This is a genomic window from Citrobacter sp. TBCS-15 (genome assembly GCF_005280815.1).
Lineage (GTDB): Bacteria > Pseudomonadota > Gammaproteobacteria > Enterobacterales > Enterobacteriaceae > Citrobacter > Citrobacter werkmanii.
Genome location: NZ_SZWK01000251.1, coordinates 228,134 through 239,331, shown reverse-complemented (window position 1 = coordinate 239,331; position 11,198 = coordinate 228,134). Strand labels below are relative to the sequence as shown.

The window sequence follows — 11,198 nt, the reverse complement described above, 5'->3', positions numbered from 1 at the left end:
TGACATAGTTTCAGAATTGGACTATTCCTTTGGGTGCTCTTGACCGTTATTTTTGATATGATTTGAGATTCATCTCTCATTTTTGTGAAAAATATAAGGTGTTGGAATGTATAAATCCGACCAGGAGACCTAATGATATTGACTCCCATTCGACGATATGGGGCAATGATTCTTATGTTACTCACCGTTGCATTTTCGGGTGAGGTGCTGGCAAAGACACATACGGCGACAACGAGTCACAAGCCCCAGGTAATCAAGGCAAGTAATAAACAGGTTAGCAGTAAACAAGAGTATTCTCGCAATAGTGCAAAGAGTAGTTCACTTCCTGATTTGCGAAAATACCCTTCCGGAACACCAAGGAAAAAAGCGTTTCTCCGGACGGTTATGCCTTATATTACCAGCCAAAATGCTGCCATTACGGCGGATCGTAACTGGCTGATTTCAAAACAGTACCAGAATCGCTGGTCGCCGACAGAGCGTACGCGGATGAAAGACATCGCCAAGCGCTACAAGGTGAGCTGGTCTGGTAACACGCGTAAAATTCCGTGGAATACGCTGCTTGAGCGTGTAGACATTATCCCGACCAGTATGGTGGCAACCATGGCTGCGGCTGAAAGCGGCTGGGGGACATCGAAGCTGGCGCGGAGCAACAACAACCTGTTTGGCATGAAATGTGGCAAAGGGCGTTGTAACAATGCCCCGGGTAAGGTGAAAGGCTACTCACAGTTTGAATCAGTGAAAGAGTCAGTCAATGCCTATGTCATTAACCTGAATACGCACCCTGCTTACTCTTCTTTCCGTAAGTCACGAGCGCAACTGCGTAAAGCCGATCAGGAAGTCACCGCTACTGCGATGATCCATAAGCTGAAGGGTTATTCCACTAAGGGACAGAGCTACAACAACTATCTGTTCGCAATGTATCAGGATAACCAGCGCTTAATCGCCGCGCATATGTAACGTGTGTAATCCGGTCTACAAATCATCTTGTAGGCCGGATCAGACGAAGCTGCCATCCGGCAATTCCCTCTATAGCAATACTTCACTATTCACATCGCGATACTCTTTTGGCGTCGTGTCGTACTCTTTCTTGAAGACGGAATAGAAGTATTGCAAAGATGGATAGCCGCACATTTGTGAAATTTCGTTGATTGAAAGCGTGGTCGAAATCAACAGGCTGCGCGCTTTTTCCAGCTTTTCGGCATGAATCACCGCATGGATAGTTTCTCCGACCTCTTCTTTAAAACGTTTCTCCAGGTTCGACCGCGAAATCCCCACTGCATCCAGTACCTGTTCGACTTTAATGCCTTTGCAGGCATGGTTTCGGATAAAGTGCATCGCCTGTATCACCGCCGGATCGGTCAATGAACGGTAGTCAGTTGAACGGCGTTCAATGACGCGCACTGGAGGGACCAGTATGCGTTGCAGCGGTAGTTCTTCATTCGCCAGTAAACGGTGCAAAAGCTTAGCGGCCTGATACCCCATCTGCCTGGCCCCCTGAGCAACGGATGACAGCGCCACCCGCGACAGGTAACGGGTCAGTTCTTCGTTGTCGATACCAATCACGCACAGTTTTTCCGGGACCGGAATATGCAGGTGTTCGCAAGCTTGCAGGACGTGCCGCGCTCGCGCGTCGGTGACGGCGATAATGCCGGTTTGCGGCGGCAGAGTCTGCAGCCAGTCCGCCAGACGGTTTTGCGCGTGCTGCCAGTTTTCCGGCGCGGTTTCCAGTCCCTGATAGACAACACCACGGTACTTTTCTTTCGCGACCAGTTGGCAAAACGCATATTCACGTTCAGCGGCCCAGCGTTTGCCGCTTGAAGCGGGCAGTCCGTAGAATGCGAACCGGTTGATCCCTTTTTCTTTCAGATGCAGGAAAGCGCTTTCTACCAGCGCGTGGTTATCGGTGGCAATGTAATGTACCGGCGGATAATCCTTTTCCGCATGGTAGGAACCCCCGACGCCGATGATAGGAACATCCACATCGGCAAGTAATTGTGCAATGTCATCGTCGTCATAATCAGCAATAACACCATCGCCTAACCAGTCTTTGATATTATCTATGCGGGCGCGGAAATCTTCCTCAATGAATATATCCCACTCTGATTGCGATGCCTGTAAATATTCACCCACCCCTTCTACCACCTGGCGGTCGTAGGCTTTATTGGCATTAAATAATAGAGTGATGCGGTGACGTTTATCAAACATAAGAACCTGTCCTGGAAGGTTAACGTGGCCTGTCGATACTAGCAAAACCGCAGGTACGACTGCTTGATGAAGCGTGACAAATTTTTATTTTTCTGATTCTACGCAAAATTCACATACTGAACGCGGGATGACAATTGCCATTTTTTATCTGCGCATTACGGTTTTTTGTTTAATGATGAACCTTCGATCGCGATCGCTTTTTTAATTCTTTTTTCAATGCGATTTTTTGGGAGCCAGCGCACGTTTGGGTATTCTCTTAATGGCGGTGTGAAATAACGTAATTGAGCAATAAATCAGGAAATTCCAGTATAGCTATATCGCAGTTTACTCGCCGTATTACCTGATTATGGAGCTTATTATGCAGGCTTATTTCGACCAACTCGATCGTGTTCGTTTTGAAGGGACTAAATCTACTAACCCGCTCGCATTTCGCCATTACAACCCTGACGAAATCGTGTTGGGCAAACGCATGGAAGATCATCTGCGTTTTGCCGCCTGCTATTGGCATACATTCTGCTGGAACGGTGCGGATATGTTCGGCATGGGCGCTTTCGATCGCCCGTGGCAGCAGCCCGGAGAAGCACTGGCGCTGGCGAAACGCAAAGCAGATGTCGCATTTGAGTTCTTTCACAAACTGAACGTCCCTTACTATTGCTTCCATGATGTGGATGTCTCGCCGGAAGGCGCGTCGCTGAAAGAGTACAAAAACAACTTTGCGCAGATGGTTGATGTACTGGCGGCAAAACAAGAACAAAGTGGGGTCAAGCTGCTGTGGGGAACGGCAAACTGCTTCACCAATCCACGCTACGGCGCGGGCGCGGCCACGAACCCGGATCCGGAAGTGTTCAGTTGGGCTGCCACGCAGGTGGTCACGGCGATGGATGCCACGCATAAGCTAGGCGGCGAAAACTATGTTTTGTGGGGCGGTCGTGAAGGCTATGAAACGCTGCTGAATACCGATCTGCGTCAGGAACGTGAACAGATTGGCCGCTTTATGCAACTGGTGGTAGAGCACAAACACAAAACGGGTTTCCAGGGCACTTTACTTATCGAGCCGAAGCCACAGGAACCAACCAAACACCAGTACGACTACGATGCAGCGACCGTTTACGGGTTCCTCAAGCAGTTTGGCCTGGAAAAAGAGATCAAACTGAATATCGAAGCCAACCACGCCACGCTGGCGGGTCACTCTTTCCATCATGAAATCGCCACTGCTATCGCGCTGGGTCTGTTTGGCTCTGTCGATGCCAACCGCGGTGACGCACAACTGGGATGGGATACTGACCAGTTCCCGAATAGCGTAGAAGAGAATGCGTTGGTGATGTACGAAATCCTCAAAGCGGGCGGCTTCACCACCGGCGGTCTGAACTTCGACGCCAAAGTCCGTCGTCAGAGCACCGATAAATACGATCTGTTCTATGGTCATATTGGCGCAATGGATACCATGGCGCTGTCGCTGAAAATTGCGGCCCGTATGATTGAGGACGGTGGCCTGGATCAGCGCGTGGCCAAGCGCTATGCCGGTTGGAATGGTGAGCTGGGCCAGCAAATTCTGAAAGGGCAGATGACGCTGACGGAAATTGCGCAGTACGCTGAACAACATAACCTGGCGCCAGTGCACCAGAGCGGTCATCAGGAACTGCTGGAAAATCTGGTAAACCATTATTTGTTCGACAAATAACAGGTTTCTGAGAACGTCCGTAAGCCCGGAAAGCTACGCGCTGCCGGGCCTTTCTTTAAGGAACGATACGCTATGTATATCGGGATAGATCTAGGCACCTCAGGCGTAAAGGCCATTCTGCTGAATGAGCAGGGCGATGTGATCGCTTCGCAAACGGAGAAACTCACGGTCTCGCGCCCGCATCCGTTATGGTCAGAGCAGGACCCTGAACAATGGTGGCTGGCAACGGATCGCGCCGTAAAAGCGCTGGGCCAGCAGCATTCGCTCAGTGAGGTGAAAGCGTTAGGGATTGCCGGCCAGATGCACGGCGCGACGTTACTGGACAAGCAACAGAAAGTATTACGTCCCGCTATCCTGTGGAACGATGGCCGCTGCGGTGAAGAGTGCATAATGCTGGAGAACCAGATTCCGCAGTCTCGTGCTATTACTGGCAACCTGATGATGCCTGGCTTTACCGCGCCAAAATTGCAGTGGGTGCAGCGCCACGAACCGGAGATTTTCAGCCAGATTGATAAAGTGCTGTTGCCGAAAGATTACCTGCGTCTGCGTATGACCGGCGATTTTGCCAGCGATATGTCTGATGCGGCAGGTACGATGTGGCTGGATGTCGCCAAACGTGACTGGAGTGATGTCATGCTGGCGGCCTGTAAGCTGTCTCGTGCGCATATGCCTGCGCTATACGAAGGTTGTGCGATTACCGGAACATTGCTGCCAGAAGTCGCCCGGAACTGGGGAATGAGTGAGGTTGCGGTCGTTGCCGGGGGCGGTGATAACGCGGCGGGGGCGGTTGGCGTGGGCATGATGAATGCCGGTCAGGCGATGCTTTCGTTGGGTACATCCGGCGTCTATTTTGCGGTAAGCGACGGCTTCCTCAGCAAACCGGAAAGCGCGGTACACAGTTTTTGTCATGCTTTGCCGGAACGATGGCACCTGATGTCCGTGATGCTGAGCGCAGCATCCTGCCTGGATTGGGCAGCGAAATTAACCGGACAGGCGAGCGTACCTGCGTTGATCGCCGCAGCGCAACAGGCGAATGAAGACGCCGAGCCGGTCTGGTTTTTACCTTATCTGTCCGGTGAACGTACGCCGCATAATAACCCGCAGGCGAAGGGCGTATTTTTCGGTCTGACGCATCAGCATGGTCCGGCAGAACTGGCGCGAGCGGTACTGGAAGGTGTGGGTTTTGCGCTGGCTGACGGTATGGATGTGGTGCATGCGTGCGGCGTGCAGCCTGCCAGCATTACCTTGATTGGCGGCGGGGCGCGCAGCGCATACTGGCGTCAGATGTTGTCTGACATCAGCGGATTGCAGCTGGATTACCGTACCGGCGGTGATGTCGGCCCTGCACTTGGTGCGGCGCGACTGGCGCAAATCGCTATGAATCCGCAGCAGCCGTTAGCAGACATACTGCCTCAGCTTACGCTGGAACAGGCGCATTATCCTGATGCTGAGCGCCATGCGCTTTACCTACAGCGTCGGGAAACCTTCCGTCGTATTTATCAGCAATTACAGCCGCTGATGTCCTGACGATTTTCCCCTCTGAATAGCAGAGGGGATTTATCAAATATATATTTCAATGAAATAAATAATTGATGCGAATGGATTTATTCTGAAAATCCAGTGTGGTGGCATATTTCTGTGTTGTCTTTAGCGGGTTATTCATATTGTATCCATGATGGATAAGGAGATCCCAATGAAGACGACCAGGCTGTTGCCATGGATATTATTTTTCTCTGGCATACTGATTTACGTTATCGGCTTATGGCGAGCATGTCCGTTATTAAGCGGCAAAGGCTATTTTCTGGGTGCGCTGATGACGGGAATGTTTGTGACGTACGCTTATCAGCGTGCTGAAAATCTCAATCAGAACGACGAACGCTTCGCTTCCGTGTGTCAGATGGTGGCATTGATAACGCTGGGGCTACTGCTGGTGGGGATATGGAATATACCGTTAACGCCCCTCGAAAAGGGGCTATACCTGGCAGCATTCTTTGTGTGTTTGGCCGGACAAGTTTTACTCCTGCGTCCAGGGCCGAATGAACAAAAGGGTGAGTCTTAACTCACCAACCTGCGCGTATCGATACGCTGCAAGAGTATGGACAACAGCAGGCTACCCGCCAGCGTGGCGCTAAAAATCCACAGCATGTCCAGCGGTGGCCAGTTTTTGAGTTCAAGGCCGTTGGTGCGCAGCGCGTGAATGATCAGCGCATGAAAGCCATAAATGCCCAGCGAGTGGCGGGAAATAAGGCCCAGTACCGGTAGAGTGCGCTTGCTGAGCGTATTTTTGACCAGCGTCAGGAGCGAGGCGGCACAAATAAACACCGCCGGGCCGCAGTAGAGGTACCAGGTATCGGCAAAATTGCCGCGCCAGCGCAGTTCATGCAACGTGCCCCGAGAAATAACAAACACCGCGGTGATGAACAACGCCGCACAGAGCCAGGTGAGCGCACGCTTTTGCGTATCCATCATGCCAATCGCCCGACCCAACATGCCGTACAAGATGTAATAGAAGGTATCGCCACTGATGTACAGGTTGATGGGAAGCCACTCAAAACCGCCAATTTTTTGCGAGACGGTGTTGGGATTGGCAATCACCCCAATCACTACCATGAGCGCCAGCAGCATCTTGCCGCTGATATTTTTCACCTGTATCAGCGGGGAAACCAGGTAGATGACGGCGATGGCGAAGAAAAACCACAGGTGATAAAACACCGGTTTTTGCAGCAGGTTTTTCAGCGACAGCTCAGCATTGATCGAGGTAAACAACAGAATATAGGCCAGCGACACGCTGCTGTAAAAAAGAATGCACAGCGCGATGCGCGTGAAATGGCGCGGTTTGGCGCTGCGCTCACCAAAAAACAGATAGCCCGAAATCATGAAGAACAGCGGGACGCTGACGCGAGAGGCGGAATTGAGCACATTGGCCAGATCCCAATTCAACGGGCTGACGCTGTGCGCATTGGTGATGTACCAGGTCGTGGTGTGGATCATCACAACCATGAGACAAGCTATTCCGCGCAGATTATCAATCCAGAAAATTTTGGGCTGCATCAGTTCCTCTGTCTCCATTAAAAAAAGTCTGACCGATATTTTGCGTACGTAACTCACTGGAATAATCTGAGTTTTTACGCTAAAGCTTGAGATGGTCTGATGAGATTCTCAAAATAGGATCTGTTTCCAGACACTAATAATAAGACTGACCAGCAAACCAGGCGGTAATAAAATGATGATGAAGTATTTCTTTCCCGCGATCGCTACCCTCATGCTGGTAGCCTGCGCCGACACACAGCCGTCTGCACCCGCGCAGAAGGCGCAAAAGGTTAAGGTCAGTGCAACACGCTCGCTGGATATGGAGTCGCTGTGCAAAAATGAGGCGGCACAACTTTATAACATCGGCGCGCAGAAAATTGATATCTCCGGCCTGGAACAATTCCAGGGCAGCTATGAGATGCGTGGTTCGACCTTCCGTAAAGAGAGTTTTGTCTGCTCTTTTGATGCAGACGGGCAGTTTTTGCACCTTTCCATGCGCTAAGTTCCCCCTTTTTCCCGTTTCGTACTGTATATCTTGCAGCCAGCGGGTATACTGACCGCTTCCTTTAAATCCACACGTATCCAGCACGAAATAATATGCAAAAGTTTGATACCAGGACCTTCCAGGGCTTGATCCTGACCTTACAGGATTACTGGGCTCGCCAGGGCTGCACCATCGTTCAACCATTGGACATGGAAGTCGGCGCGGGGACATCTCACCCAATGACCTGCCTGCGTGCGCTGGGGCCGGAACCGATGGCGACTGCTTATGTGCAGCCTTCTCGTCGTCCGACCGACGGCCGCTATGGCGAAAACCCAAACCGCTTACAGCACTACTATCAGTTCCAGGTAGTGATTAAGCCGTCTCCGGACAACATTCAGGAGCTGTACCTGGGTTCTCTGAAAGAGCTGGGTATGGACCCGACCATTCACGATATCCGTTTCGTGGAAGATAACTGGGAGAACCCGACGCTGGGTGCCTGGGGGCTGGGTTGGGAAGTGTGGCTGAACGGTATGGAAGTCACGCAGTTCACCTACTTCCAGCAGGTTGGTGGTCTGGAATGTAAACCTGTGACCGGGGAAATTACCTACGGTCTGGAACGTTTGGCCATGTACATTCAGGGCGTAGACAGCGTTTACGACCTGGTCTGGAGCGACGGCCCTCTGGGTAAAACCACTTACGGCGACGTGTTCCATCAGAACGAAGTGGAGCAATCCACCTATAACTTCGAATATGCCGACGTGGACTTCCTGTTCACCTGCTTCGAGCAGTACGAGAAAGAAGCGCAGCAGTTGCTGGCGCTGGAAAATCCACTGCCGCTGCCTGCGTATGAACGTATTCTGAAAGCCGCCCATAGCTTCAACCTGCTGGATGCGCGTAAAGCCATCTCCGTCACCGAGCGTCAGCGCTATATCCTGCGCATTCGCACCCTGACCAAAGCAGTGGCAGAAGCTTACTACGCTTCCCGTGAAGCCCTTGGCTTCCCGATGTGCAACAAAGAGAAATAAGAGGCGGCCATGTCTGAGAAAACTTTTCTGGTGGAAATCGGCACTGAAGAGCTGCCACCAAAAGCACTGCGCAGCCTGGCTGAGTCCTTTGCTGCGAACTTTACCGCGGAGCTGGATAACGCTGGCATCGCGCACGGCAACGTTGAGTGGTTCGCCGCACCGCGTCGTCTGGCGCTGAAAGTCGCGAACCTGGCTGAAGCGCAACCTGACCGTGAAGTTGAAAAACGCGGCCCGGCAATTGCTCAGGCGTTTGACGCCGAAGGCAAACCGAGCAAAGCGGCAGAAGGTTGGGCGCGTGGCTGCGGTATCACCGTTGACCAGGCCGAGCGTCTGACCACCGATAAAGGCGAGTGGTTGTTGTATCGCGCGCATGTGAAAGGCGAAAGCGCTGAAACGCTGCTGCCGAACATGATCGCCACCTCGCTGGCTAAGCTGCCGATCCCGAAACTGATGCGCTGGGGCGCGTCTGACGTCCATTTCGTGCGTCCGGTTCACACCGTGACTCTGCTGCTGGGCGACAAAGTGATTCCGGCAACGATTCTGGGCATTCAGTCCGATCGCGTGATTCGCGGCCATCGCTTTATGGGCGAAGCGGAATTCACCATCGATTCTGCCGATCAATACCCAGAAATCCTGCGTGAGCGCGGTAAAGTGATTGCGGATTACGCTGAGCGTAAAGCGAAAATCAAAGCCGATGCAGAAGAAGCGGCGCGTAAAATTGGCGGTAACGCCGATCTGAGCGAAAGCCTGCTGGAAGAAGTCACCTCGCTGGTAGAATGGCCGGTAGTGCTGACCGCGAAGTTCGAAGATAAATTCCTCGCGGTTCCGTCAGAAGCGCTGGTTCACACCATGAAAGGCGACCAGAAGTACTTCCCGGTTTACGCCAACGATGGCAAACTGCTGCCGAACTTTATCTTCGTTGCCAACATCGAATCGAAAGATCCGAGCCAGATTATCTCCGGTAATGAGAAAGTTGTGCGCCCGCGTCTGGCGGATGCCGAGTTCTTCTTCAATACCGACCGTAAAAAACGTCTGGAAGATCATCTGCCGCGTCTGCAAACCGTGCTGTTCCAACAGCAACTGGGTACGCTGCGCGACAAGACCGATCGTATCCAGGCGCTGGCGGGCTGGATTGCTGGTCAGATTGGCGCTGACGTGAACCACGCAACGCGTGCGGGCCTGCTGTCCAAGTGTGACCTGATGACCAACATGGTCTTCGAGTTCACCGACACCCAGGGCGTGATGGGCATGCACTATGCGCGTCACGATGGCGAAGCGGAAGATGTGGCCGTGGCGCTGAACGAGCAGTATCAGCCGCGTTTTGCCGGCGATGACCTGCCGTCTAACCCGGTAGCCTGTGCCGTCGCGATTGCCGACAAAATGGACACCCTGGCGGGTATCTTCGGTATCGGCCAGCATCCGAAAGGCGACAAAGACCCGTTTGCGCTGCGTCGTGCCGCGCTGGGCGTGCTGCGTATTATCGTTGAGAAGAACCTGAATCTCGATCTGCAAACGCTGACCGAGGAAGCGGTTCGTCTGTACGGCGACAAGCTGACCAACGCGAAAGTCGTGGATGACGTTATCGACTTTATGCTCGGTCGCTTCCGCGCATGGTATCAGGACGAGGGTTACACCGTTGATACCATTCAGGCCGTGCTGGCGCGTCGTCCGACTCGTCCAGCTGATTTCGACGCGCGTATGAAGGCGGTATCGCACTTCCGTACGCTGGAAGCCGCGTCCGCGCTGGCTGCGGCGAACAAGCGTGTATCAAACATCCTGGCGAAGTCTGAAGAAACGCTGAACGACCGCGTGAATGCGGCAACGCTGAAAGAGCCGGAAGAAATTGCGCTGGCGATGCAGGTTGTGGTGCTGCGCGACAAGCTGGAGCCAGTCTTTGCAGCCGGGCATTACCAGGAAGCGCTGGTTGAGCTATCGGCACTGCGTGAACCGGTCGATGCCTTCTTCGAGAAAGTCATGGTTAACGTAGAAGATAAAGAACTGCGTATTAACCGTCTGTCTATGCTCGAAAAACTGCGCGAGCTGTTCCTGCGCGTGGCGGATATTTCGCTGCTACAGTAACGGTCCTGAGCTGACTTAGAAAATGCCGGATGGCGTCTCCGCCTTATCCGGCATTTTTTATGTTGTTAGCGCAACTGCAACTTAGTCAGGCAGGTCTGGCTGTCTTCCATAGTCTTAATGGGATACTCGGCTGATTTACCGTTGTAGTTTACTGCGATGGTGCCTTCCATATTGCGCGGTAGCCATACCCCGACGAAGCCGTTTCGACCGCTTTTCATCGCTTTTTGTACCACGACCTCTCCCTTACTGTCCGTCACTTTGACATTGAATGTCTTCTCCGGCATTTCGCCCTGGCAGCCAGACAGACTATGGTTGAAGCAAGGGTGTGTTTGCCATTCATAGGGGGCGAATGACAGGTAGAATTTGTCACCGAGCGGCAGGGTATAAACCTGATCGCCGGAAGAGAGTTTCAGCGCGGTGCTGGTGACAGACGCTGAGTAAGGCAACGGGCGACTCTGCGGCGACTGGTCAATAGTCTCTACGATTTGCTCAACGGATTTACCGCTGAGTCCATGTTCCGCCAGAAAAGTGGCTTCCGGGGTCGCCGCGAATGCAGTACCCGTTGTGAGCAAACCTAAAACCAGCAGCAGTGAGGATTTCGACATAGCTTCAATTCCTTGTGAACATTATGGAATACAGACTGGCTCACTATAAAGCTTGCCCTTAGGGAAAGGTCAAAGGTACGGCGGGTAAA

General features: G+C 52.6%; 10 protein-coding genes. 7 read left to right on the top strand and 3 right to left on the bottom strand.

Going from position 1 to position 11,198, the window contains the following annotated elements; genetic code table 11:
• The first annotated feature begins 132 nt into the window (after window positions 1-132).
• On the top strand, window positions 133-957 hold the full coding sequence (locus FDW96_RS13985; protein ID WP_042311671.1) for a protein bax: 825 nt from the start codon (window positions 133-135) through the stop codon (window positions 955-957).
• Window positions 958-1,026: 69 nt separating this feature from the next.
• Here FDW96_RS13985 and xylR read toward each other — a convergent pair whose 3' ends face one another.
• Window positions 1,027-2,205, bottom strand: a complete 1,179-nt coding sequence (gene xylR / locus FDW96_RS13980) for a D-xylose utilization transcriptional activator XylR (protein WP_061380939.1) — start codon at window positions 2,203-2,205, stop codon at window positions 1,027-1,029.
• A gap of 358 nt (window positions 2,206-2,563) precedes the next feature.
• On the opposite strand from xylR, the gene xylA reads away from it, so the two are divergent.
• The 3 genes from xylA (at window position 2,564) to yiaB (ending at window position 5,945) form a co-directional block, all read left to right on the top strand.
• Complete coding sequence (xylA, locus tag FDW96_RS13975; protein WP_042311674.1) at window positions 2,564-3,886, top strand: xylose isomerase; 1,323 nt, start codon at window positions 2,564-2,566, stop codon at window positions 3,884-3,886.
• Window positions 3,887-3,958: 72 nt separating this feature from the next.
• On the top strand, window positions 3,959-5,413 hold the full coding sequence (xylB, locus tag FDW96_RS13970; RefSeq protein ID WP_137365843.1) for a xylulokinase: 1,455 nt from the start codon (window positions 3,959-3,961) through the stop codon (window positions 5,411-5,413).
• A 166-nt stretch (window positions 5,414-5,579) separates the two neighbouring features.
• The gene (gene yiaB / locus FDW96_RS13965; RefSeq protein ID WP_042311678.1) at window positions 5,580-5,945 is read left to right on the top strand and encodes an inner membrane protein YiaB; all 366 of its coding nucleotides are present in this window, start codon (window positions 5,580-5,582) and stop codon (window positions 5,943-5,945) included.
• Here yiaB and FDW96_RS13960 read toward each other — a convergent pair.
• Window positions 5,942-6,937 carry an acyltransferase gene (locus FDW96_RS13960; RefSeq protein ID WP_137365842.1) on the bottom strand — a complete coding sequence of 332 codons (996 nt, stop codon included), beginning with the start codon at window positions 6,935-6,937 and terminating at the stop codon, window positions 5,942-5,944. The two genes, yiaB and FDW96_RS13960, sit on opposite strands and share 4 nt — an antisense overlap.
• Before the next feature lie 172 nt (window positions 6,938-7,109).
• Here FDW96_RS13960 and FDW96_RS13955 point away from each other — a divergent pair, with 172 nt between their 5' ends.
• The 3 genes from FDW96_RS13955 (at window position 7,110) to glyS (ending at window position 10,504) form a co-directional block, all read left to right on the top strand.
• Entirely contained in the window at window positions 7,110-7,418 is a 309-nt protein-coding gene (locus FDW96_RS13955; protein ID WP_079225840.1) for a YsaB family lipoprotein, read from the top strand.
• A 95-nt stretch (window positions 7,419-7,513) separates the two neighbouring features.
• Window positions 7,514-8,425, top strand: coding sequence for a glycine--tRNA ligase subunit alpha (glyQ, locus tag FDW96_RS13950; RefSeq protein ID WP_001168552.1), 912 nt, complete (start codon window positions 7,514-7,516; stop codon window positions 8,423-8,425).
• Window positions 8,426-8,434: 9 nt separating this feature from the next.
• Window positions 8,435-10,504, top strand: coding sequence for a glycine--tRNA ligase subunit beta (glyS, locus tag FDW96_RS13945; RefSeq protein ID WP_042311682.1), 2,070 nt, complete (start codon window positions 8,435-8,437; stop codon window positions 10,502-10,504).
• A gap of 65 nt (window positions 10,505-10,569) precedes the next feature.
• Here glyS and cueP read toward each other — a convergent pair whose 3' ends face one another.
• Window positions 10,570-11,109: a copper-binding periplasmic metallochaperone CueP gene (gene cueP / locus FDW96_RS13940; protein ID WP_042311683.1), complete on the bottom strand. Its 540-nt coding sequence runs from the start codon at window positions 11,107-11,109 to the stop codon at window positions 10,570-10,572.
• Window positions 11,110-11,198: the final 89 nt, after the last annotated feature.

Coding starts and splice junctions, on each gene's coding strand:
- FDW96_RS13985 (WP_042311671.1), top strand. CDS start 133: ATGATATTGACTCCCATTCGACGATATGGGGCAATGATTCTTATGTTA.
- xylR (WP_061380939.1), bottom strand. CDS start 2,205: ATGTTTGATAAACGTCACCGCATCACTCTATTATTTAATGCCAATAAA.
- xylA (WP_042311674.1), top strand. CDS start 2,564: ATGCAGGCTTATTTCGACCAACTCGATCGTGTTCGTTTTGAAGGGACT.
- xylB (WP_137365843.1), top strand. CDS start 3,959: ATGTATATCGGGATAGATCTAGGCACCTCAGGCGTAAAGGCCATTCTG.
- yiaB (WP_042311678.1), top strand. CDS start 5,580: ATGAAGACGACCAGGCTGTTGCCATGGATATTATTTTTCTCTGGCATA.
- FDW96_RS13960 (WP_137365842.1), bottom strand. CDS start 6,937: ATGCAGCCCAAAATTTTCTGGATTGATAATCTGCGCGGAATAGCTTGT.
- FDW96_RS13955 (WP_079225840.1), top strand. CDS start 7,110: ATGATGATGAAGTATTTCTTTCCCGCGATCGCTACCCTCATGCTGGTA.
- glyQ (WP_001168552.1), top strand. CDS start 7,514: ATGCAAAAGTTTGATACCAGGACCTTCCAGGGCTTGATCCTGACCTTA.
- glyS (WP_042311682.1), top strand. CDS start 8,435: ATGTCTGAGAAAACTTTTCTGGTGGAAATCGGCACTGAAGAGCTGCCA.
- cueP (WP_042311683.1), bottom strand. CDS start 11,109: ATGTCGAAATCCTCACTGCTGCTGGTTTTAGGTTTGCTCACAACGGGT.